We start from the raw sequence: 25989 nt of genomic DNA on the forward strand, positions 1-25989 counted from the left end.
GAAAAATTGATAGATGAATTTAAATAAAAAGGAGTGATTTCGGTTGGATAAATTATCTTTTTTAAAATAATACAGAAAAAGTATTGAGATTGTGTCTATCAGTGACATACTCAATAATGAAAAGAGAAATATTCCTGAAAAATGGATAGAGATATTTAAAGAAACAGATAAAACTAGAAAGAAAGATAAATTAATAGCTTTATGGAATAGTGTCTGTGAAAAAGAATTGAGTAATACTATCTCATACTTGAAAGAGAATTTAATAGAATTTGAATTAATTTTAGATAATGGAGAATATGCAGTACTTTACAGCGTAAAGAGTGAAAAGGACGAAATTCTTTATTATGAAGGTGGTATACCGACAAATTCTATTTATACTTCAGAAATGCAACGAGATTGGTCAAATGTTCCAGAATCTATTAAGGAATTCTATGAAAAGTTACACAATGGTTTTTATTATCTGCCAAGTAGAGCTATGGGACTTGTACCAGTAGAACGCATTACTCATTTTGAGGATCATGAATGGGGAATACTTGAAGAATTAGATGGACCACTAGGAGTTAATATGGCTACAACATATGGTTTTTTTGAAAATGGCATGGGAGGATATGTTGCTATAGATTTAAACAACTGTATAGGTGATATAGCGACATTGTGGTTTACCAATGATAACCCTGAATATAATGTGGATTTCTGGGATATTGTAGATGAATGGATTGTAATAGGGCTTCAAGATAATTAAAAAATATATGTAAATTTATATTGGCTGCACCACAATATCAAATTGGATTCCAATATGTAGGGGGGAGCAAATCAATGATGGGTAATGAACAGAACAAAATTAATAGAAATTTAGAGAAACAGCAAGATAAAGTGATTAATTTAATAGATAAAGTTCTAGAGGACTTATCTGGAGAAATTGAGGCTAGAAAAAAAGGGCTGATTGGTAGTAATGAAATTCCCTCTGCATCGCAACTAGAGTCTATATCTAATGAATTAATTAAAATGAAGAGAATATTATCTCCAGTAACTTATTACTCGACTTATGGGAGACAAATAGTAGACACATGGGATATACATTCTAACCTTGGTGATAAGTTACTAGCTGTAGAGCAAGAGTATAAAAAATTGAAGTAATTGAAAACCTTGATAAGCTTCTATACCTTTCAAGGTTTTTTTAGAATTTTTATCAGTTATAAATTAGAGGGTTAAAATGGATTCTATCGAACAAGATTGGCTTACGGATTTGTAGGGAATGTTTAATGGATTAGAGGTGAAATTTAGATGGCGGTAGGATTATTAGTAGATTGTTTTTTCTATGAATTAGGTCATGGCGATTTTGTACATTCATTCTTTTCAACAATAACATACCATTTAGAAAAAGATGGATGGGGGACAAAATACCCGTTCTTGATGAATGAGTTATATAATGACAAACTAAATTGGGAAGATGTTTCTGTTGTTAAGGCTGAGTTAATCGAAATTGAACAGGAATTATCAAAACACTCTCCAGAACATGTTATATGGGATATTGATGACTTATCACAAAGACCTCCGTGGGGGGATAAAATAAGTTCAAAAGTAACTAATTTAACGAATTTTTTTGCAAAATATGATGGAAAAACATTTTTTGAAGTGATACGTACAGCGATGGATATAGCAGAAGAAGATAAATGTGATTTGAAAATTCATAAACTATAATCTATTAAAAACATGGGACACTTTCCTATGGTTTTTACGATACGGAGTGCCGAGTACATTGCGAAATACGGACTTGCTCCTATTCTTGATGATTCAGGTAGTGTTGCAACATTACATCTTTCACAACAAAAATAGATGGAGAATATCAAATTTCTTGGACCCAGGGACCCTATAATGAGCCAGTTTTTTATCCTATTTCTAAGCAAAACATGGACAAAGCGTTTAAATCAGATCAAGACGCTCATGAAGTAATGATTTACGTAGAAACAGGACAATGGCCTATAGGAATTGAAAGGAGGAAAAGCAAGTGACAAGAGATGAGATTGCAAATTTATTAGATGGTATATTAGATAAAGAATTAGGAAATTTAGATACTCCATCGGTAAGTGAGTGGGAAAATATCGAAAATAAGTTTGGATGTCATTTTCCATCAGAATTTAAGTTCTTTATAGAATTAATGTCTGAATATTCATTTCCAGGAGATCTCTTAAATGTTTCCAATGGTAAAACAAATGGAAATGATACTATTGAATTTACCTATGACTATGAAATGAAACAGGGCGGATGGAAGGAAGAATTAATCCCATTTTATAGTATAGGTAATGGGGACTACTTTTGCCTTCTTTCTAATGAGTGTCCAAACACAGGAGTCTACTATTATTCACATGAAGAAAATAATATAGATAAAGAAGCTAATAACTTTGAAGAATGGTTAAAACAGTTGCAGACTTTTTTGGGTTAATTAAGAAACCTTGATTGGCTTCATGCCTTTCAAGGTTTTTTTAATGGGCTATTTGATTCAAAAACGCATGAAATTTGGTTTAATCAAGGAAACCAGTATAGTCAGGGAGCTAGGAAGAATAGTGAAAGTATTTTTACATTCATTTGATTTCTTGGAAACATAATGTTTATATTTAAAGATGAGTAACTTAACTCCTTAGAAAAGCAACCACGATCAAAATTGCTCAAAATAATATAGTTATTTAGATAGGAGATAGCTGGTATGGAACAAAAAATACTAGGGTTGCTCAACACAATATATCCAATAGATATTATGAAAGTTGAAATAGTAACAAATGAAATGTTTCGCTGTACGGCAAAACAAGGAGTTTATTTTGCAAGAATTACAAACTATAAAAGTTATGAAGAACAATTAGAAGAGGTTACATATACAAATTACCTACATAAAGAAGGTTTAGGTGTCTCACCTGCAATTGTTTCAAAGAATGGTAAAGAAGTAGAAACGATTAGCTTAAATAACAAGGAAGTATTAACGGTACTTTATGAGTCTGCAAAGGGAGAACACTTATCCCGAAATAAATGGAATGCAACTGTGTTAAAAGAGTTAGGGAAGCAAATAGGGAAATTACATCGACTCTCTAGAAGATTTGAAGAGATACATCAGGTAAGATATATCAATGATTGGTATCAAAATGAGGAATATGCTTTCTTAAAATATATTCCTGAGGAAGAGACTATAGTCAGAGAAGTTGCACAAGAAATTTTAACAAAGATTCATAACATCCCAAAAGATGATGCGAACTATGGATTGTTACACGGTGACTTATGGTTAGAGAATGTAGTGGTAGATCATGATTTGAAACTGTCTATGGTTGATTTTCAAGATTGTGAGAAGCATTTTTATATATTTGACTTAGCTGTTCCGATATATAGTGCAATAGAGTATTCATTCGTAGGTGGCGGGAACATCGTGGATTATGGTAGAGATATCACAAAAGCAATCATAGAAGGATACCAAGAGGAAAACGATCTCCCGATGGAAATGCTAGAAAGACTCCCTTTATTTATAAAACTAAAAGAAGTGTTTGAGTACAGTTTAATGCATATGTATTGGAATAAAGAGAAGTTAACGGAAGAACAAATAAGAATCATGAACCATTTTAGAATGAGAATTGAAAGAAACCATTCTCTTCTAGACACAAACATTTTCTTATTAAACTAACTTTATCCCGCAGTCTGTGGTGTTGCGCAATAAAACTTATGTTTCGTGAACCCCCATCTAAATATGAAAGGGGAGAATGTTGAGTGAAATACGCTTGTCCTTGCTGTGGCTATAAAACATTGGATGAAGAGCCTCCAGGAACATACGAAATATGTAGTATCTGTTTTTGGGAAGACGATGGAGTTCAATATGATGATCCAGATTATGAGGGTGGCGCAAACATCCCATCTTTAAGGCAAGCGCAGAAAAACTATATGTTAATGGGAGCTTGCGAGAAAAGATGTGTTGAGTTTGTAAGAGAACCTAATGAGTATGATGTGAAGGACCTCAATTGGAAACCATTTTAGGGAGGTTGTGAAGATGAAACTGAAAAATGATGATGACCCGGACAGGCACTGGAATTCGCTCGTCAGTCTTAAATCAGATTCAAATCCTTTACAGTAAAGGAGTGAATAAATTGTCAATAAAGTTTAGCCTTTATGATAATGAGCTTGTAGTAGAAAATAATAAAATAGTTTTTGACCACCATATACGTTATGTAAAAGAAGTAAATGCCATTTTAATCGTATTACTTGAGATACCTAACAATATTGACTATGTAAATAATGTATTTGGTGTTAATAGATATGGAGAAATAAAGTGGCGTATTCAGAGTGTTGAGGATATTTTTCCTTTAAAGAACCAGTTCCCATTTGAAAATCTAATGGTGAGTGGTACGGAAATTTTTGTGTCTGACTTTTATGGTAGAAGGTTCTCAGTGAATCCTTCTAATGGGGATATTTTATCTCATGATATGAAAAGATGATCTTCATCTTGGGAAAGGGTAGACGCAGAGAATCCTTCACTTAAAAACGAAAAAGACCCATTTCCGTCACCCCTAATACATCCGTGAAGAATGGAAAAGCATTTAATGAGTATGCACTGGTACATGGAGAAGAGCTAGGTGAGCTTACCGAAAGGCAGGCTCACTTTATTATAGACAATTACTAGAATGCTCCTTAAAAAACTCAATTGTTTTCGCCCAAGAATCAATGCTTGCTCTAGCAGTATCTCTTTTATTTCCGCCAGTAAACTTATTGGTGGCTAGGTTTATATAAGGTACGCCAGCTTCATGACCTGCTCCTGGATAAACTAGATGCTCATATGGAAATGAAAAGTGTGCATCTTTTAAGCGTTTTAGCCCCGGCTCATTGGTTGCAACTGAATCGTAAATGGCATCTGCGTCACCAGAAATCATGAGAATGGGGCCATTTATTTTCTCGAGTGGGATTGTGGCGCCATCAGTAATCGCTTGATCAGCGAGTAAAAATTCATACCATTTCTTCAATGGGTTTTCTCCTAGTTTTCTTAATCGTAAGCATTCCATCGCGACCTCCGGAGAGTTCGTGGGGCGAGCATAGGGCACCGCCTTCCCTTCATATGTCCAAGATGGTGGCAAGTGATTATCGGTAGACCAGGGAACGATACCACTCATGGAAACAGAAGAACCATGTAAGGAAACGACGGCTGTAATCTCAGGAAAGCGACTGGCTGCTAATAAAGCAAGCTCTCCGCCCTTCGAGGTGCCGTGAACCCCCAGCCATCCTTCCTTTACCAACTCGCAATTCTTCATCCAAGTGATTGCAGCTTGTATATACTCTAGAGGTATTTCAACTAAATGCTTGGGTAGGTACTCAACACCCCAATAACCAAGTGCCAGCACATGAAACCCATGCGAAGCGAGTAAGACGGCAGGATATTCGTAAATACCTCCCTCAGAACCACCGAAGACAATGATTCCAGGTCTTGGCTTTTTATCTTGGTGTGTAAAAAAGGTACCTACTAATCCCTGTTCTCTAACATTCTGTCGCATAATATCAGGAGCCTTCCATAGACGAGTGATTTCCTTTTTATCAACAACGTGACCATTAGAGAGCTCCAGAGATAAAAGCATGTGTTGAGGAGCAAGTTTAGAGTAACTTTCGTTTAGAAACGGCTCTGTCTTCTTAAGCTCTTGGGTATAAAATAATCCCATCCCGTCGATATAGGAATACGTGCCGCCGATTGGTGCAGCAGTTTCCAAATCTATTACTCCCTCATCATTTACTTCAAAAATTGCATACGATTCGAAATGAAATAGCTGACTCTGAGTAGCAGCTTGCCTTTGCAAGCGGATGGTTGCTTGTTCTCCCGGTGATAAATGAATAGCTTTTATCGAGATCGGTTTATCTATCATGCTTATTGGCTGGCTAATCAATAGCTGTGGCTTTGTTACGTTCTCTCCCAAAATTATTTCCCCCTTTCGTTTAACTTTCCACTAAACAAGGGTTTTTTCCTTCTATTTATTCATTCTCCTGATAAAAATAAAACATATCCTGGAGAGATAGCTTCTCAAATACACCAACAAAATAGCCCACTGGATTTTTTACGTTCTTGTCTTTCATTGCCTGCAAGGAAATAATCAAGGCACGGTAGCCAATTCTCTCATAATCGCTTTGAAACTGAGGGAATTTGGAGATACCCTTGTAGGTGATGCTCCTATAAGCGCCATATAACTTCCTGACTAATGCTCGATTATTCCCGAGCTTAGCGAAGATTGCTGCTTTAAAATGGTCATAAAAGGTTTGGGCAGGGGGATACGTAGTATTTAATAATTCATTAGAAAAGATTAAAGGAAGTAAGGATTCTTTTTCGTCAATTGGTTTCTCAACCTTAGGCACTACTAAGGTTATATTCTCTGAGCGACCTGTCATTTCCCCCTTGTCATCAGCGGGCAAGATACGTAAAATGTTCGCTCCATGTCCTTTCGTCACTCTACGAATAGTAGCTATCTTTTGGATAATAAAAAGACTCTCCAGCTTCCGCAATGCTCTCCTTACTGTAGACTCGGATTTTTCAACGAGTCGACAAATAGTCTCCACCTTTAAATGTGCAGCCCCAGGGTATTTACAGCAATAGTTTGCGAGCAGCGATAAGATAGTCCGGTCCGTATCATGAAGCTTGTCTCCATGTTGAATCAAATGCTTGTTAATATGAATATCCATTTCCTCAACCGTAGCAAAAGTTTGATAAGAAGTAAGATAAAGAGTCATCTAATGTCCCCCTGAAATTTTGTTTCCTTCATCAATTAAATAGAAAGAAAACAGGGGAATGGATACAAAGAAAGTTGATATTTTGGCTATTTCCTCAAATTAGTACAATTGTATTAGTGAGGAAGGTTATGGCGTTTCATAAGAAGGGGAGGAAAGTTAGTGAAAAGTGTAGGTATTCTTCTTATAGCATAATCATTATTATCTTTAGCAATGACTTCGGTCATTTCAGATTTAATTCCTGCATTGTATAGTGCGGGTGGATTTAATCTTTCATACCAAATATCAATCTTTGTTTATATTGTCATAGGTTTGGCATTTTTATTGGGGTTATATTCTATGTTTAATAAAAGAACAAAATAGAGTGGCATTCATCAGTCAAGACGGAAGAATCGTTCTAGTGTTGGATAACTTTGAAGAATGGCTAACGATCTTCTGGGAAGCAAATAAGGATGAGGATTATATAGGAATGCCGGTTTTCCATTATTTTTATCCGACATTTGATGAAAGAGTGAAAATCCTAGATGCATAATTCACTATTGCAGCCTAATAGGAGAAACGAACGCGCTCTCTCTTATTAGGCTCTTTGATTGTCTCCTGTTTGTCTGTAAAGATAATGGATTATCAGCTTTCCTTCTTATTCATTTTTAAGGATCTTTGAATGATGTTTCCTTTTATTTTTGCTAATGTATTTGACTTCTTGATAATGACTTCGGAAAGTTCTCTAGGAGCTGTTGTTAATAATTCATACCCATCCTTTGTTATAAGAATCGTATCAGAATGTCTATATCCTCCGACTCCTTCTATATAAATACCTGGCTCAACTGTTACGATCATATTTTCTTGCAAGATTTCCTTACTACCTTGAGCTAGGAAAGGTGCCTCATGGTTACCTAAGCCTACACCGTGGCCCGTACGGTGTAACAAATTTTCCTTCATGCCATTTTGAACAAGATATTCCCTCGCCTCTGCATCCACGTCGGCAGCTCTTACCCCAGCTTTTAATATTGTTAATGCCTTTTGACGAGCTTGCATCATGTGGTGGAATAATTCCTTTTCTTCTTTAGTTGGGGTATCTAAGAAAAACGTTCGCTCACATTCAGAGGCATAGCCGTTTATCCTAAAATAAGCCATCGCTACATTCGGTCCCTCACCCAAACGGTCGTTCAAGCTAGGGATACTATGTGGCATAGAACTAATCGGTGCTGGCCAGACAGCAGTTAGGAGCGATGTAGTGATTGGGTCGAATTGTTTGGTGCGAATGAGCTCTGTTTGTACGCTTCTTGACAAAGCGAAGGGTTCTACAACGGTAGCACCTTTGTATGCAGATTTAAAAATCAAATCCATCGCCTTATCAGATATCTTAGAGCTTGTTCTGATCATTTCTATTTCATAGGAGCTTTTTATTTTCCTTTGTGTTTCGACTAGTCCGCTTGGAACTAGCTCTTTTGCTTTTATATTTAAGAATACATTGGTTTTCAAATTATCTTCTAACCCGACTCTGTTATATCTTTTTAAATATTCCTCTAAGACTTCATACCAGTTTTCTCCCTCTGGAGAAGGGTAGTCCCAATAAGTAATAACTCTACAGTCTAAGATTCCTTTATATACATGAGATTCTTCTAGTTTAGGAACAACTAAGACAGGTTGTTGATTGTGGGAAATTATAAGGAAAAAAGGACGTTCTTCTGGTTTATAGGTAATGTTTGTGAAGTACCAAATGTCATCTTCGGCGGTAATAATATAAGAATCCATGGATTCTGCTTTCATTGCTTGTTGAAGGCGCTCTATTCTATTCATTAATTCATCCTTTAACATACTTATCTCCACCTTTTTGTCCTTCTATTTTTAATTCCACTTGTTCATATAGCTGCTTATCTTACCCTCCTATATTTTTTTATTGTTTGTTTCAACGATTAAAGGAAAAAATTTGATTAGTGTTTGTATTAACTATTTTATTCTGTTAGTCTTCAACACCAAAAATTGGTGGATGACATATAAGAAAATGTTGATTGAAGTGTCGGCTGGCGACTCCTTGGGGAGATAGCGAATTTATTTGCGACGAAAATGTAACGACAGGAGCACCGTGCGGAAAATCCAATTGTTTCGGAAGCATCCGAAACAAGATGGAAAACTAAGAACGGCACATCGTATGCCAACGTTTTCCTGACCAACATCCTGTTGCCCCGTAGCCGCGCCCCCAGGAAAGCGTCCAGCCAGAACGGAAATCAACCTGAACTCTTTATACCCATTTTACCATTATATGTAATTCTGTTAAGGGGATATAAAAAATAAATTAATGTATATCCATTTATAAATTTGAACGATTTTTAACAAAACTATATATTTAAAAATTATTTCACAAATAATAAATTGTGCCTGTATTAGAGATATTTTATAATGTTGATGAATTACAGAGGGACAAGATTTACTCTGACCTGCAAGCTAGTCGTAAATAAATCATTGGGACTGAAGTCTGATATATTTTCAAAGAAATTTCAGAATTTCTCTACATTTTGAAGTCGAAGAGTGAGGCGGAATAAATCCTTAAAGTACTGAAATTTGTGAGAAAAAGGATATGATCTGTAGGAAGATATTAGATGAAAGAACAACGCACCCTGACGATAAAGGTTTTAAGGTAATAATATTTATGTATAACTATGTAAAAAGATTTGTATATTTTTTTGAGTATACTTGTGAAATTTTGCACAAAGTTGGCTGGATAGATACCTGTGAAATGAACGTTTTGTCCGAGTTCGCTTTATTCATACGACTAGATTGGTTTATTTAATAACTTTGGTCTTGGTAACTCATTATCCTCTGTTGATTTTGATGATGTAGTAAGGAGGACTTTAAATGAAAAAGTCAATTTTACTTAGTGGGGTCCCCCCTTAATTTATACAACAGTATAAGCATTGAATCGAAACCACTTAGAAGGAGGAGCGTCGATGAGGCAGAGCCAACAGAAGGTAGGCTTAAACTACAATCAAAGACATCACCTCGTCAAGATGATGTCGATTGTCACGCTTATCTGTTTATTAGTACAAACGATTTTAAGTCCCATTAGTCAGTATGTTTATGCAGAAGGGAATGGACTTGGAATTAATCTAAGTACCACTTCTGTTAATGAAACAGAGGGTTTGGTTGCAACATTGATTGATTTGGGCGAGGATTCAAACGGTCCTTTGAGTTTTACAGTACCTGACGGATTGACGATTTCAGGTGTTGTAGCAGGACAAGAAAACATGGAAGAGATTAGCAGTGGCAATCAAACATTGCAATTTAATTGGACAGAGAATAGCAACAAAGTAGTGCAGGTTCAATTACAAGCTCAAAAAGCAGGGGATTATACTGCGACATTTTCTTCGTCAGATTCTACTGTTTCAGCAAGTGTGACTGTAGTTGCAACCGAAACAGATGAAGTGGAATCAACTCAACCCGAAACAGAGAAGATAGCTACAGAAGAGCAAAGCATTGAGGATGAAGATGATGAGGCAGACACGACAGTAACTCAAGATAAAGAGGAATCAGAAACGGTAGCTAAAGAAGATGCTGAAACACCATCCTCCTATGCTGATAACCTTGATTCAAGAGACCAACATGATCATGATTATTCTGCAGGTTGGCCATTTGATCACATCGATATTGAAGCTGTAGGGTCATTCCAATATAAAGTGGATAATGAAATAAAAACAGTTTCTATTAATCTAGATAGCCTTAGTGATTTAGGGACGTTAGCAATCTATGAGGGCACTAGCGAAGATATTGTTAATGGAACTGCAAAAAAAATTACGGTAGAGCCTGAAAAACAGCCAAGTACTACGCCTGGATATGATTATGAATGGCGCTATAAAGGTGTTTTTGATAAAAGTAAAACTTATACCGTGGTTTATGATTTTTCCGTAGATGTGAACGGAGAAACACACTATTTCCACTTTGAGCAAGAATACACTTATGATGGGTCAACCAATATTTGCCCTGGTGGTTTTGGCATGAAAGGTCTTGATATTGCCATTAATGCCTCTGATTTAGAGAATATCGTAACAAAAGGAAGTTTGACTTTAACTAAAGAAGCAGTTGATACAGAAGGTAATAAGTTAGAGGGGAACTTTACATTTGATATTACAAGTGAAGCTAATAACTACAGCCGAACTATTGAGGCTCAAGCAAAAAACGGTAAGTTCAGTACGGTAATCAATGGGTTAAAGGCCGGAGATTATACTATTACAGAACGCAACCCTAACGGTGCTATGAGTGGATACAAATTAAATGATGTTAATGTAAAAGTGGGCGGTACAGAAAGTGATCTTGCGGAAGCAAATGGTCATTATTCAACCAGTGCAACCATTGCGCAAGGTGGGCAACAATCTGTGACATTCACAAATGTTTATGAACAGATTAATCCAAGCGTGAGTGTGGAAAAGAACATCGTCAACAAGGACGCGGTAGATGGAGAGTATGTATTTGCTCCTGGTAAGACAGTGGAATATGAGATTAAAGTGAAGAACGATGGAAATGTCGATCTTACGAATGTAACGCTATCGGATGAATTGCTACGAGATAATGTACTTTCAACCAAACAACTAACAGTGAATGGATATGAAGGGGCATTCTCATTAGCAGTCGGCGAAGAAAAAACATTCACAGCTACTTTAGTCGTTCCGGAAAAAGAAGTCGGCGGCACTGTATATAAAAATACAGCGACAGTACAGGTCGACAACCTAGAAATTTCAGATGATGCAGAATTTATTGTTGAGTCACAGCCGGCAATGGAAGTTGTTAAAAAGGTTGATCAAAACAAAGTGATGCCTGGTGACAAAGTTACTTATACCATTACAGTGACAAACACAGGTAATACAGTATTGAAAAATGTTACATTAACTGATGTAATGCAACAAAACAACGTAGTAATGGATAAACAGCTTGTGCTTAAGGACGGAGAGAATGAATACGACGGAGATTCTTTCAGTCTCGACCTTGAAGAAAGCAAAACATTCACAGCGGAATTTGAAGTTCCTGAGAAAACAAAAGTAGATACTGTTTTCTACAATGTTGCTACTGCGACTTCTGGTAATTTAACCGCTTCTGATGATGAAACGGTCCTAGTAGATGAGGATCCAGGTTTAGCTGTAGATAAATCGGTAAATAAAAACGAAGCAAAACCAGGTGAGACGGTAACGTATACGTACAAGGTTACCAATACAGGCAACAGCGACTTGAGAGTGAAACTTTCTGATGTATTGAGTAAAGATGGCATAAAGCTGCCGGATAATGAGCAGCTAGTGCTAAAAACTGCTAGTGGTACTGTCTATAATGGAGAAGTATTTACACTGGCGTATGACAAAGAAGTTGAATTCACAGCAGTATTTACTATTCCTGAGAAAACGAAAGTGAATACTTTATTCTACAATGAAGTGACTGTTGAATCGGAAACTTTAAAGGTTACGGATGATGAAACCGTAAAAGTAACGGAGGATCCTAGCCTGACTGTTGATAAAACAGTAGATAATAAGGTAGCAAAACCAGGAGATACCGTAACGTACACTTATACAGTAAAAAACACTGGTAACAGTGATCTAAAAGTGACATTGGCTGACGTATTCAGTAAAAACGGTGAAGAATTGGAAAAGCAGCTTGTTATCTATGATGAACAAGGGAAAGTCTACAATGGAGAAGTATTTGATTTAGCTTATCAAGGTGTTGCTAACTTTACAGCGAAGTACACAATTCCAGATAAAACAAAAGAAGGCACAACCTTTAATAACGTCGTAACCGTTAAATCTGGAGAGCTTGAGGCAACAGATAATGAAACAGTAACGGTTGATAAAGATCCAGCATTATCAGTCGATAAGTCAGTTGATGAAAACGTCGTAAAACCTGGAGATATAGTAACCTATACATATGAAGTCAAGAATCTAGGTAATAGTGATTTAGAAGTGACATTAGCTGATGTGTTCAGTGAAAACGGTACAATGATGGACAAACAGCTAGAACTAAAAGATGAGGATGGCAACCTCTACAAGGGCGAATCCTTCACATTGCCGTACGAAGGAACCAAAACATTCACTGCGGAATTCCAAATCCCTGAGAACACGAAAGTGGATACGATTTTCCACAATAAAGTGACGGTAACATCTGGGGATATTGTAAAAACGGATGAAGAAAATGTAACTGTGGCGAATGACCCTAGCCTTTCCGTGAAAAAATCCGTGGATAAAAACGAGGCATTACCAGGAGAAACGGTAACGTACACATATACAGTGAAAAACACTGGGAACAGTGATTTAGAAGTGACTTTAAGTGATGTATTCAGTGAAAATGGACAAGTGATGAATAAACAACTTGTACTCAAAGATGAAGCTGGCAATGTCTACAAGGGCGAATCCTTCACATTAGCGTACGAAGCGGAAAAAACATTCACTGCGACATTCCAAATTCCAGAGAACACGAAAGTGGATACCATCTTCCACAATGAAGTGACCGTAACATCTGGGGATTTAACTGAAACAGATACAGAAGATGTGACAGTACTGAACGACCCTGGTTTATCCGTGAAAAAGTCCGTGGATAAAAACGAGGCATTACCAGGAGAAACTGTAACGTACACATATACAGTGAAAAACACTGGGAACAGTGATTTAGAAGTGACTTTAGCTGACGTAATCAGTGAAAACGGTACAGTGATGGACAAACAGCTAGAACTAAAAGATGAGGATGGCAACCTCTACAAGGGCGAATCCTTCACATTACCGTACGAAGCTGAAAAAACTTTCACTGCGACATTCCAAATCCCAGAGAATACAAAAGTGGATACAATCTTCCACAATGAAGTGACCGTAACCTCTGGCGATATTGTAAAAACAGATGAAGAAGATGTAACTGTGGCGAATGATCCTGGTTTATCCGTGAAGAAATCCGTGGATAAAAACGAAGCCTTACCAGGAGAAACCGTAACGTACACTTACACTGTAACGAACACAGGTAACAGTGATTTAGAAGTCACATTAGCTGACGTAATCAGTGAAAACGGACAAGTAATGGACAAACAGCTCGAACTAAAAGATGAGGAAGGCAACGTCTACAATGGAGAATCCTTCACATTGGCGTACGAAGCGGAAAAAACATTCACGGCGACATTCCAAATCCCGGAAAACACAAAAGTGGATACCATCTTCCACAATGAAGTGACGGTAACATCTGGGGATTTAACCGAAACAGATGAGGAAGATGTGACAGTTCTGAACGACCCTGGTTTATCCGTGAAAAAATCCGTGGATAAAAATGAAGTATTACCAGGCGAAACGGTAACGTACACATACACGGTGAAAAACACTGGGAACAGCGATTTAGAAGTCACATTAGCTGATGTAATCAGTGAAAATGACAAAGTAATGGACAAACAGCTTGAGCTAAAAGATGAGGAAGGCAACGTCTACAACGGCGAATCCTTCACATTAGCGTACGAAGCGGAAAAAACATTCACGGCGACATTCCAAATCCCGGAAAACACAAAAGTGGATACGATTTTCCACAATGAAGTGACGGTAACGTCCGGAGATTTAACTGAAAAAGACTCTGAAGATGTGACAGTACTGAACGATCCTGGTTTATCCGTGAATAAATCAGTAGATAAAAACGAGGCATTACCAGGAGAAACAGTAACATACACATACACAGTGAAAAACACTGGGAACAGTGATTTAGAAGTAACATTAGCTGACGTAATCAGTGAAAATGATCAAGTGATGGATAAACAGCTAGTACTGAAAGACGAGGATGGCAACATCTACAACGGTGAATCCTTCACATTAGCGTACGAAGGTGAAAAAATCTTCACTGCGACATTCCAAATCCCAGAGAATACAAAAGTGGATACGATTTTCCACAATGAAGTGACGGTAACCTCTGGAGATATTGTAAAAACAGATGAAGAAGATGTAACTGTGGCGAATGATCCTGGCCTAACTGTGAAAAAATCAGTGGATAAAAACGAGGCATTACCAGGAGAAACAGTAACATACACATACACAGTGAAAAACACTGGGAACAGCGATTTAGAAGTCACATTAGCTGATGTAATCAGTGAAAATGACAAAGTAATGGACAAACAGCTTGAGCTAAAAGATGAGGATGGCAACATCTATAAAGGCGAAGCTTTCACATTAGCGTACGAAGGTGAAAAAATCTTCACTGCGACATTCCAAATTCCAGAGAATACAAAAGTGGATACGATCTTCCACAATGAAGTGACGGTAACATCTGGGGATTTAATCGAAAAAGATACAGAAGATGTGACAGTACTGAATGACCCTGGTTTATCCGTGAAAAAATCGGTGGATAAAAATGAAGCATTACCAGGCGAAACGGTAACGTACACTTACACAGTGAAAAACACTGGTAACAGTGATTTAGAAGTAACATTAGCTGACGTAATCAGTGAAAATGATCAAGTGATGGATAAACAGCTAGTACTGAAAGATGAGGATGGCAACATCTACAACGGCGGATCCTTCACATTGGCGTACAAAGCTGAAAAAGTATTCACTGCGACATTCCAAATCCCGGAGAACACGAAAGTGGATACGATCTTCCACAATGAAGTGACGGTAACATCTGGGGATTTAATCGAAAAAGATACAGAAGATGTGACAGTACTGAATGACCCTGGTTTATCCGTGAAAAAATCGGTGGATAAAAATGAAGCATTACCAGGCGAAACGGTAACGTACACTTACACAGTGAAAAACACTGGGAACAGCGATTTAGAAGTCACATTAGCTGATGTGATCAGTGAAAATGATCAAGTGATGGACAAACAGCTAGTGCTAAAAGACGAGGATGGCAACATCTATAATGGAGAAGCCTTCACATTGGCGTACGAAGCTGAAAAAATCTTCACTGCAACATTCCAAATTCCAGAGAACACAAAAGTGGATACGATCTTCCACAATGAAGTAACGGTAACATCTGGGGATTTAATCGAAAAAGATACAGAAGATGTGACGGTACTCAACGATCCTGGTTTATCCGTGAAGAAATCCGTGGATAAAAACGTAGCAAAACCAGGAGAGACAGTAACATACACTTATACTGTATCAAACACAGGTAACAGTGATCTAAAAGTGACACTGGCTGATGTATTCAGTAAGAACGGTACAGAATTAGAAAAACAGCTTGATATCTATGATGAACAAGGGAAAGCCTATACAGGAGAAGCATTTGATTTAGCTTATCAAGATGTTGTAACCTTTACAGCCAAGTATACAATTCCAGATCATACGAAAGAAGGCACAGCCTTTACGAACGTCGTAACAGTGAAATCTGGGGAGCTTGAGGCTACTGATAATGAAACAGTTACGGTTGATAAAGATCCAGCGTTATCGGTTGATAAGTCAGTAGACAACAATATCGTAAAATCTGGAGAAATAGTAACCTATACGTACAAAGTCAAGAACCTAGGAAATAGTGACCTAGAAGTGACATTGGCGGACGTGTTCAGTAAAGACGGTAAAGAATTGGAAGAGCAGCTTTTATTAAAAGACGAGGATGGCAACATCTACACAGGTGAATCCTTCACATTGCCATACGATGGCGAAAAAATATTCACTGCTCAATACCAAATCCCAGAGAAAACAAAAGTGGATACCGTATTCCATAACGAAGTGACGGTAACATCTGGGGATATTGTAAAAACGGATGAAGAGGATGTAACTGTAGCGAATGACCCTGGTCTATCCGTGAAAAAATCGGTGGATAAAAACGAAGCATTACCAGGAGAGACAGTAACGTACACATACACAGTGAAAAACACTGGTAATAGTGATTTAGAAGTTACATTATCCGATGTATTTAGTGAAAATGAACAAGTGATGGACAAACAGCTAGTGCTGAAAGACGAGGATGGCAACATCTACAATGGAGAAGCCTTCACATTAGCGTACGAAGGAACAAAAATATTCACTGCGGAATTCCAAATCCCAGAGAAAACGAAAGTGGATACAATCTTCCATAATGCAGTAACAGTAACATCCGATGAATTAACGGAAACAGATACAGAAGATGTGACTGTTGCTAATGACCCTGGTTTATCCGTGAAAAAATCCGTGGATAAAAACGAAGCAAAACCAGGAGAAACTGTAACGTACACTTACACTGTAACAAATACAGGTAACAGTGACCTAGAAGTCGCATTATCCGACGTATTCAGTGAAAATGGTACGGTGATGGATAAGCAGCTAGTAGTGAATTATGAAGATGGCCGCCCATACAACGGGGAAGAATTCACTTTAGCTTACGAAGAAACAAAAGTATTTACTGCAGCATTCACGATTCCAGAAGATGCTATAGCTAACACCGTTTATCACAATGTTGTAACTGTAACATCTGGTGATTTAGACATTTCTGATGAGGTAGATGTTACTGTCGATGAAGTACCAAGTCTTACTGTAGAAAAAACAGCAGATAAAACGCAATATCTGCCAGGTGAAACGGTAACTTATACAATCAATGTGACAAACGATGGAAACGTTGATTTGGAAGGTATCACGCTAGACGACGTCTTTAGTAAAAATGACGTTGTAGCAGAGCAACAATTAACGCTGGAAGGCTATGAGGGTGCATTTAATTTGGAAATCGGTGAAACAATGAGCTTTATTTCCAAATTTGTCATCCCTGAAGATGATCTTGCAGATACAACCTATAAAAATGTCGTAACTGCAACAACAGGTGACAATTCAGACATTTCTAGTGAAGACGAAGTAGAGATTGTTATCGATCCAACCTATGCATTCACCATTGAAAAAACAGTAGATAAAGACGAAGCAACAGTTGGGGAAACAGTAACATATACAATCGATGTAACGAATACAGGCAATAAAGCCTTAACGAACGTTCAAGTGAAGGACGATATGATTGGCCTTGACACTGTTATCGACCAATTAGCTGTTAATGAGTCTAAAACATTCACTAGTGAGTATGAAATTACAGCTGATGACATTGGTGAACTAGAGAATATCGCAACAGCTACTGTAGAAGTAGATGGCGAAACAATCACCCATGATGCTTCTGCAATCGTGAAAGTATCTGCAAAAATCGAAGCAGCAGGGAATGAAAATCCAACACCAATTGACAAGGTTGTAAACCCACAAACTGGTGATAATACAATCAGTACTCTATTAATCCTACTTGTTTTCGTACTAGCTGGAATCGGCTTATACGTATATATAAGAAGACATAGAGGATTATCGAGTTAAGTAAATAGCTTAAGAGATTAAGAGACAGGGAGCTTCTAAAATTATTTAGAGGCTCTCTGTTTTTGTTTGTGAGAGTTTTAATCGTCTTTTGGTTTTTTGGTAATACTGTAAAAATAGTATCTTGTGAAAAAGGAGATAGTGGATAGATGGAAACAAGTAAAAAAGTGCACGTTAGAATGTCAGTTTTTGGGTGCGGTTTCAACACTCGTAGTCTCCATATAATGAAATCAACTGATTTTTAACAGTGATAGAAGCCTTGAAATATAAATACTATTGGATAAAATTAAATGCCACTGCAGGAAATATTCCAAAAAGAGAAAGCTTTAATTTCCACTCAAATTCTATCTAAAGAGTTCGAAAAAGCATAAATGCTTTAGTGTAGGTTTATATAGTGAGTCTATAGTTTTACGAACTATAAAAATCATTCAATATAGGGAAATTAAAATTGTTTGTAAAAGTGTAGTTTAACGAACAACCTAGAATAAGGGTTATCCTTTATTAAAGGTTTAGGTGATTATTGTGAGTACATTAGTCGTGACATTTACTTATTTATGCAATAAAAAAAGGCCCTCCTAAGGTACTCCTAGAAAGGGTTTTAAGTTTATATAGAAACTCCATTTAACAGTAATTTCTTTTGTGCACTATTTAAAATTGAATTATTAATTATTGCTGGGTATTTTCTTAGGGTATCATTTGCAGTAATTCTAATTACATCTTTTCTATCAATTTGAACATAGTTAGCAGAAAAGTAATCAATTTTTCCTTTTTCACATTTAAATTCTAAAAAACGATCCGAATTATTGCCTGAATTCAAAATATTGTCAACTAAAATCTTATTTCCTAAACATTTAAAATCTTCTTCTGTATTCTTTAATATATCAATCGGACTTGATGCTTCTAAAGTAGTTAGAAGTGCAAAATAGCGGAAATCGTCATTTAAAATATTTATCACGACATTTCCCATAAACTAACCTCCTAAAAAGTTAAATAAAAACGATTTATCAATTCTAAATTATTCTTAATTAAATCACGGGCTTCTTGCATTGTTTTGAGGGTTCTAGTAGTACCATCAATATTCCAATGATTTAGTGTGTGTCTGTGGTTGTAATAAAAGTTATATAATTCATTAACATAATTGAGTTCCTCGGGTGTAAAATTAGGCTGATGAATAGGTTGAATGTAATATATATTATTAGCATCTTTATCAAAACAATTAATACTATTCTTAGCATCTTTATAAGGAATAATACCTTTTATATTTATAAGGATTTCTTTAAGGTAAAATTCAAGTACTCTAAGACCTGGTGTAGCTAGGTCGGTATAGTCCGGTCGCTGACCTTTTAACATTGTATTATATGCAGCTTGCTTTAATACATTTAACAATTTAGGATTACCTGTTTTTGTTGAAGAGAAATTAGGCACTAAAGAATCAAAAGTTAACTCTAACTCATCTTTAGGGATACTAACATCGTGATAATCATTTAAAATTTCTACTACTTCATTTTCATTGGGTATTAATTGAATTACTAATACCATTAAGGCTTCTAATAATTTTGATTGTTTTCCTTGTATAGTAGTAGTGCCATTATTAAAAATGGTAATAGTCACCTGTTCTTTATTTAATTTCAGGTTAACAACTTTCCTGTTTTTAAATGAAGTATTTATTAAGGGCTTTATATCTTGGTTCTCTTGTTGAAGTAAGTCAATAATAATATTAAAATCGTCCATGTCTATTCCAGAGAGAGAGATAGAACCGTTAGAGTTTCCTTTGATACCTTTATTTAGCAAAGATTTGCGAGCTAAGGCATCAGCTCTTTCATTATATTCAATACCTGAGTGAGCTTTTACTTTGCGAAATTCAAGTTGTACACTGTGTTCTATACCCTTTATAAAACTAACATAATCTTTTGAGATCTTTTTATTAGCTTTCCATTCTCCTTGAGCCCACTTTTCTATTCCTTCATAATCGTAAAAAATTACTACCTTTTTATAACTATTAACTATAGCATAATTTATTGCGCTCTGTACACCTGCAATTTCTCCAGCGACGTTTCTTGAATCTGTATAGTCTTTATTATCTTCATTTCCTAGTAGTTCTTCTTCATTTCCCTTACTGTCTATTAGTATAACACCATATCCATATTTCTGTGATGTACTATCAAAGCTACCGTCAACGAAAGCGACAATAGTATCATCTGATAGTTGTTTTAAATAACTCTCAATTTCATTCGTACTGTTATTTTTAGTAGTAGGAGTAGAGGCATCTATAAATTGAATGTAAAGTTCAGCTTCTTCCTGAGTTGAAAAACTTTTAAATTCCGCACCTTTATAACCACTTGTTTGTTTTTGACACTCTCCCCAAGTCAGATATATGCCAGGAACCTTACCTTGACGAACAGCATAGAATTTTTTAACCATTTTCCCTAACCCCTTAGATGTAATTTTTTATGTTATAAGGATTAATATACCAAACATTGAACTATAGTTAAATCAATTTTTAACTGTATAGGATTATATGATATTAATCAGCGAGTAAAGGGATATATACAAATATAGTGCCAAGACCCACTATAGGCCATTTCTGCTTATTAAAATAACCTGAAAACTATGTAATACGTAAATATTGTTTGTCGCAAAAATTTCGCAAAAAAATATGATATTAAACAGAAAAGGGTATAAAACAACCTAACTAGAAATAAGAAAAACCTTAATATATAAGGACTTAAAGTATATAACTGTACGTTAAAACCACCACTCCATCAAATCTGAGGAGTGGTGGTTTAATAGCTAATTAAAAAAGGTTCTTAATGAAACAGGTGAACAAGCATTATTACTTTCTAAATTAGTTAATTTGTCCCCCGAAACGCTAATTTATTGATAAGGCATTTAGTTTGGCATTCAACGAATTCAAAAAATTTTTAAAACTCTTATAAATGTATGTATTATAAGGTTTCTAATAGATAGCAGTTCGACTCCCGGCGTCACCATATTGTTAAATGTACTAAATTTCACGGATTGCTGTTACGTAAAACATAAATTTTCCAAATGGAAAGCTTATACTTTATTTTATTACGGAAAACTTATGGCTGATCTTTAAAAAAAGCTTTTATTATCATTAATTTATTGGTAAGCACGTTATTCAACAAAAAGGCACAATTCTTGAAAAGGTGTGTGCCTTTTTCAGGTGCACCCGGCATGCGCATGAACTATAGGGTGCTAGTCCCGATACTCGATGACAAAAGTAGGGTTAGTCAAGAGCAAGGGTGCACATGGCAATGTGAAATCAAAGCACAATTCGAGGAACACAAAACTCATAGAGGGCTAGGTATGACTGAGGGAGTTTGCTAAACAAACCAAAGCTCTACCTGTCGAAGGTCATATCAAGTAAATGAGACAGTTTTTCCAAAATATCGCTGTATGCTTTATAAGATGCAATGCTATAATTTAGAAGGTTAATCATTGTTAAAAAGGAGTCTATTATGTGGTTTTTATTTGCATTATTAACAGCTCTAGCATGGGGCTGTGCGGATCTTTTTTATAAAAAAGGGTCAAATCCAGAAGATAAGTATAGCCATTTCAAAATCGTCATTATGGTCGGGATTGTCATGGGTGTACACGGATTATTTTATATGCTTTGGAACGATTTAACGTTTGAGTTTTTTGAGCTTGTAAAATATTTACCTGTATCGTTTTTCTATATTTTATCGATGACGATTGGCTATATCGGTCTACGTTACATCGCCCTTTCTATTTCTTCACCAATTCAAAATTCTTCAGGTGTTATTACGAGTCTCTTATTATTTTTCTTTTTCTCGCATACGTTTAGTGCGTTAGAGTTAATTGGGATTGCATGTATTACGATTGGTGTCGTATTCCTGGGTGTTCTTGAACGTCGCTATGAGTTAAATGAAATTCGGCATACATTAACCGCTGATGATAAAAAGTATCAAATTGGCTTTATTGCGATTTTATTTCCGATTTTATATGCGATTTTAGATGGTGTCGGTACGTTTTTAGATGGTATTTACTTAGATGAGCTGAAGCTAATTAGTGAAGATAACGCCTTACTTGCCTATGAATTTACATTTGCGATTTGTGCGTTCCTTATTTTCTTATACTTACATTTCTTGAAAGGTGTTACTGTAAATCCATTTAAGGAAGGTACTCGTATTTCAGCCGCTATTTTTGAAACGATCGGTCAATTTTTCTATGTATTTGCAATGGCAGGTAACGCGATTATTTCAGCACCGATGATAGCGTCATATAGTATTTTCTCGATTTTACTATCGCGTATTTTCTTAAAAGAAAAGCTAACAAAAGGTCAATATTCGGTCGTGGCGTTAGTCATTTTAGGGATTATTATTCTTGGTGTATCTGAGGAATTATAATCCAAGATCTACTCCCATGATCCCCATATAAACAAAGCCTCGATTCCTTTGTGAATCGAGGCTTTTTTATATAGCAGCTAAATAATTTGTTGTCTCGAAATCCGACATACCATTCCAATTAATTTAACAAAATCGTACGATTTCTACTAATTTATTATTTGTTAAAAATTATTCACAAATAATAAATTGTGCCTATCTTAGAGATATTTTATAATGATGATTACTACAGAGGTACAGGATTTACTCTGACCTGCAAGCTAACGGGTTATATCCCCGTAAATAAATCATTTGAGCTTAGATCTAATATTCTTGCCGAAGAAAAATGAACATTACTCTATAATTTGAGCCTAACAGTGGGGTCGAATAGAGCCTCGAGATGCTGAAATTTTGAGAAAAGAGTGCAAATAGGAAGATGTTAGATGAGAGAGACAAAACAAGGCTCTTAGAAAGCTAAAAGTTTTTGTAGTAATAATATTTTTGCGAAAATATGTGAAACGATTAGTATATTTTTTGAGTTTACTTGTGAAATGTTGCACAAAGTTACCTAGATAGATTACTAGAAAAATTTTCGTTTTGTCCGTATTCACTTTATTCATTTGTACAAACTGATTTATTTGATTGTTATGGCATCTTGGTTTTCACTTCAAGGAATAAATCAAGGGTGGGTTATCCTCTGTTGATAGTGATGGAGTAGTAAGGAGGACTTCAGATGAAAAAGTTTTTAGAAGGATTGTCGGTTTTGTTGGTTGTCTGTTTGATTCTGACGATGATGCCAACGGTGGATTTTGCAGATGAAGAAGCCGTGAACAGTGTCACAGCAAAACTGGAAGAGATTGATACACTGCAGGAAATGCAGAACAAGAGAGCGAGCTTCAAGGCATCCGGTACATATTCTGATAAAACCGCAGCGAATCATGAGCAGAAGAGAGCAGAATATGAGCAATATCTTGCAGATATGCGAGCTGCTCGCAAAGAAGCTGCCGAGGCATATGCAGCACTGACGGACAAGGAGAAAGCATCCATTGATCCTGAGCTTGTGAAAAAGCTAGATGACAACCTAAACACAGTTTTTACGCAAGTTTCTGATACTGTAAATACCGGTGTACAAGACTATCAGTATCAGGCTGTATATCCGAAATATGCATATGAGCTTAGTAACCATATGCTCAGCACAAATGGGGGCAAGGACACTGAGATTCCTCAAACACTGGTGCTAGTGGATACCGCTAAATATGCAGGAGAATGGACTCCGAATGGACAGTATTCTTTTGGCAAAAGCAACTATGAAGTTGTCTATTGCAGTGACGCTATGGTCGGTTTAGAAAATGGTACCTTTTATCAGCGTGTGAATTTGGAGGACAGCACCTACTACGGGGCAGAGGCTGCTGAACATATTCGTGCGATTGTTTCCAATTCCTATCCTTATCTTTCTCTGGATCAGATGAAGGCAAATCTGGCAGCGGCAAACTTTGAAGGTGCCGATCAGCTTACTCGTAGCGATATTATCGCTGGAGTACAGATGGCAATCTGGAATTATTCAAATGGAACAGAAATAGGGGAAAACGTCTACCAATATAGCAGGACGTTCGATTTGAATGCCAATACACAGTGGGGAAGCGGAATGCACGATTATACGAACGAGCTGTGGGATTGGTGGAGTGTTGGGAAACGTCATTTAACTGTTAATAAAGAAGCTGGTGAAAGAGTCAATAGATTGGCAAACTACCTAGCAGGGCTTAAAGGAGAAAAGGCTAACCAAAATCAGATCGTCATTAACCATGTGAAGATTGAAGGGGCTGAGCCTGTTCAAGCTAAGCAGGACGCTTACAATGTAGCGCTTAAAGTACAGCTAAACAATGGTGGTACTAGCGAAGAGGATAACATTGTCATTACCGCAACAACAGCCTCTGAGTCAATCACGAAAGAAGTGAAGCTGGGTACTTCCGAGTACGATATGGTGATTGAGGCAAAAGCAGGAGAGACCATCAGTGTAGTAGTGGAAGGAAAACAGTTACTGCCTAAGGGTGCATACCTTTACGAGCCACAGCCAGCTGACAAGGATGGAGACGGTGTTGCAACTGGACGTGAGGTTTCTCAGGTGCTAGTTGGTGTTGCGGAAGGCTTGACTTCTATCCGAGCAACCGACTCTGTAACGCTAGATATTCCAGTGAGCAATCCTGTTACGGCAGACCTGAAGCTTCAAAAGACGAACGAGAAGGATGAAGCACTGACGGGTGTTGCTTTCGATCTTTATTTCCTCGGAAAAGAAGGTACCTACAACATGGGAACCTATCCAGTAGATAAAAATGGAATGGTAGTTGTGAAAGATCTTCTTCCAGGTAAATACGAGCTGGTAGAGAGTGTCGTGAAGGAAGGATATGTGGATCCTGAAAAAGCCATTGCGTTCAGTATTGATGAAAAGGGCGTATTGACGTTAGCTGATTCTGCGGATGCAAAACTTGTAGATGGTGTTGTGGTCGTGAAGAATTATCCAACTAACTATAAACCGGTGGGATCGTTGAGCATCAAGAAAGTAGATTCAGTAAGTAAGGAGAGCTTGAAAGGTGCTACGTTCACATTAAAGGGCAAGGACTTCGAAAAGACACTTACAACAGGTGAAGATGGTACTCTTGTATTCCCGGAATTAGCATTTGGAGAGTATACGTTGACAGAAACAGAAGCCCCAGCAGGATATATGAAAGACGCAACCGAATGGCCGATTAAAATTGGCGATGGAGAAGGCGAGAAACATGAGTGGGTACAAGAAGTGGAAAATACACCTGTAGGTTCTCTTGAGATTACCAAAACAGATATGGACACGAATGAAGCGCTGGGAGGAGCAGAGTTTCAGCTTACCAATCAAGAAGGAAAAGTCGTTGATACATTAACGACTGATGAAAATGGGATGGTATCATTTGCGAACCTTCCATATGGTGAATATCTAGTGGAAGAAACAAAAGCGCCAGCAGGATATATTTTAAATAAAGAAAGTAAAGTCATTAACATTGAAGAGCCTGGTCAAAAAGAAGAGCTCACGTATGAAAATATGCGTGAAAATGTAAGCCTCGCTATAGAAAAAACAGCAGATAAAACAGAAGCGGAAGTTGGCGAAACAGTAACCTACACAATCGTTGTAACGAATACAGGAAATAAAGCTTTAACAAACGTGCTTGTGAAGGACGAGTTGCTTGGTCTTGATACTGTCATCGACCAATTAGCTACTAATGAGTCTAAAACATTCACGCAAGAGTATGTCGTTACTGCTGAGAACGTAGGCGAACTAGAGAATATCGCTACAGCTTCTATTGAAATAGATGGAAATCAAGTTATCCAAGAGTCTTCCGTAGTTGTGAAAGTATCTGAAGATGAGGGAGTAGTAGGTGGGGTTTCCACAACAATAGATAAAATTATCGACTGGGGTAAAAACCCTCAAACTGGAGACGCTACCACTAACACCTTAGTCATCCTATTTGTTTTTGCTGTAGCTGGAATCGGCTTATACGTATATAAAAGAAAACAAAGAGGCTAAGGATGGCGGAAGGTTTAAATAGTTTCAAAAATTAAGATACAGGGAGCCTCTAAATGATGGTAGAGGCTCTCTGTTTTCATTGCAAAAA

At 36.8% G+C, this 25989-nt stretch carries 16 protein-coding genes; 11 read left to right on the forward strand and 5 right to left on the reverse strand.

The genetic code is table 11. The features are described from left to right. The first annotated feature begins 91 nt into the window (after positions 1-91). The 7 genes from AC1ECF_RS05185 to AC1ECF_RS05215 all read left to right on the forward strand — a co-directional run bounded on the left by AC1ECF_RS05185 (position 92) and on the right by AC1ECF_RS05215 (position 4469). Positions 92-742 carry an SMI1/KNR4 family protein gene (locus tag AC1ECF_RS05185; RefSeq protein WP_480388337.1) on the forward strand — a complete coding sequence of 217 codons (651 nt, stop codon included), beginning with the start codon at positions 92-94 and terminating at the stop codon, positions 740-742. 74 nt (positions 743-816) lie between these two features. Then, a complete protein-coding gene (locus AC1ECF_RS05190; protein WP_480388338.1) occupies positions 817-1137 on the forward strand; it encodes a hypothetical protein in 321 nt (106 codons plus the stop codon). A 147-nt stretch (positions 1138-1284) separates the two neighbouring features. Further along, the gene (locus tag AC1ECF_RS05195; protein WP_480388339.1) at positions 1285-1701 is read left to right on the forward strand and encodes an immunity 70 family protein; all 417 of its coding nucleotides are present in this window, start codon (positions 1285-1287) and stop codon (positions 1699-1701) included. A 307-nt stretch (positions 1702-2008) separates the two neighbouring features. Further along, positions 2009-2443 carry an SMI1/KNR4 family protein gene (locus AC1ECF_RS05200; protein ID WP_480388340.1) on the forward strand — a complete coding sequence of 145 codons (435 nt, stop codon included), beginning with the start codon at positions 2009-2011 and terminating at the stop codon, positions 2441-2443. A 261-nt stretch (positions 2444-2704) separates the two neighbouring features. Then, on the forward strand, positions 2705-3664 hold the full coding sequence (locus tag AC1ECF_RS05205) for a phosphotransferase enzyme family protein (protein WP_480388341.1): 960 nt from the start codon (positions 2705-2707) through the stop codon (positions 3662-3664). Between the two features lie 83 nt (positions 3665-3747). Continuing rightward, on the forward strand, positions 3748-4011 hold the full coding sequence (locus AC1ECF_RS05210; RefSeq protein WP_480388342.1) for a CPCC family cysteine-rich protein: 264 nt from the start codon (positions 3748-3750) through the stop codon (positions 4009-4011). A 110-nt stretch (positions 4012-4121) separates the two neighbouring features. Then, entirely contained in the window at positions 4122-4469 is a 348-nt protein-coding gene (locus AC1ECF_RS05215; protein ID WP_480388343.1) for a DUF7957 family protein, read from the forward strand. A gap of 168 nt (positions 4470-4637) precedes the next feature. On the opposite strand, the gene AC1ECF_RS05220 is transcribed toward AC1ECF_RS05215, so the two are convergent. Then, complete coding sequence (locus tag AC1ECF_RS05220; protein ID WP_480388344.1) at positions 4638-5930, reverse strand: acyl-CoA thioesterase/bile acid-CoA:amino acid N-acyltransferase family protein; 1293 nt, start codon at positions 5928-5930, stop codon at positions 4638-4640. A gap of 55 nt (positions 5931-5985) precedes the next feature. Next, a complete protein-coding gene (locus AC1ECF_RS05225) occupies positions 5986-6735 on the reverse strand; it encodes a helix-turn-helix domain-containing protein (RefSeq protein WP_480388345.1) in 750 nt (249 codons plus the stop codon). 361 nt (positions 6736-7096) lie between these two features. Here AC1ECF_RS05225 and AC1ECF_RS05230 point away from each other — a divergent pair, with 361 nt between their 5' ends. Beyond that, positions 7097-7264: a hypothetical protein gene (locus AC1ECF_RS05230; protein ID WP_480388346.1), complete on the forward strand. Its 168-nt coding sequence runs from the start codon at positions 7097-7099 to the stop codon at positions 7262-7264. Positions 7265-7356: 92 nt separating this feature from the next. On the opposite strand, the gene AC1ECF_RS05235 is transcribed toward AC1ECF_RS05230, so the two are convergent. Beyond that, positions 7357-8550, reverse strand: coding sequence for a M24 family metallopeptidase (locus AC1ECF_RS05235; protein ID WP_480388347.1), 1194 nt, complete (start codon positions 8548-8550; stop codon positions 7357-7359). A gap of 1130 nt (positions 8551-9680) precedes the next feature. Between AC1ECF_RS05235 and AC1ECF_RS05240 the strand changes: the two genes are divergently transcribed. Further along, positions 9681-17984 carry a COG1361 S-layer family protein gene (locus tag AC1ECF_RS05240; protein ID WP_480388348.1) on the forward strand — a complete coding sequence of 2768 codons (8304 nt, stop codon included), beginning with the start codon at positions 9681-9683 and terminating at the stop codon, positions 17982-17984. A 601-nt stretch (positions 17985-18585) separates the two neighbouring features. Here AC1ECF_RS05240 and AC1ECF_RS05245 read toward each other — a convergent pair. After that, positions 18586-18948, reverse strand: coding sequence for a type II toxin-antitoxin system RnlB family antitoxin (locus AC1ECF_RS05245; protein ID WP_480388349.1), 363 nt, complete (start codon positions 18946-18948; stop codon positions 18586-18588). Positions 18949-18959: 11 nt separating this feature from the next. Further along, positions 18960-20402: a ribonuclease H1 domain-containing protein gene (locus tag AC1ECF_RS05250; protein ID WP_480388350.1), complete on the reverse strand. Its 1443-nt coding sequence runs from the start codon at positions 20400-20402 to the stop codon at positions 18960-18962. Between the two features lie 1061 nt (positions 20403-21463). On the opposite strand from AC1ECF_RS05250, the gene AC1ECF_RS05255 reads away from it, so the two are divergent. After that, positions 21464-22372: an EamA family transporter gene (locus tag AC1ECF_RS05255; protein ID WP_480388351.1), complete on the forward strand. Its 909-nt coding sequence runs from the start codon at positions 21464-21466 to the stop codon at positions 22370-22372. A gap of 709 nt (positions 22373-23081) precedes the next feature. Then, positions 23082-25901 (forward strand): SpaA isopeptide-forming pilin-related protein, encoded by a 2820-nt coding sequence (locus AC1ECF_RS05260; protein WP_480388352.1) that lies wholly within the window; start codon positions 23082-23084, stop codon positions 25899-25901. Positions 25902-25989 lie beyond the last annotated feature (88 nt).

The sequence above is a fragment of the Psychrobacillus sp. Z3-81 genome, assembly GCF_056620325.1.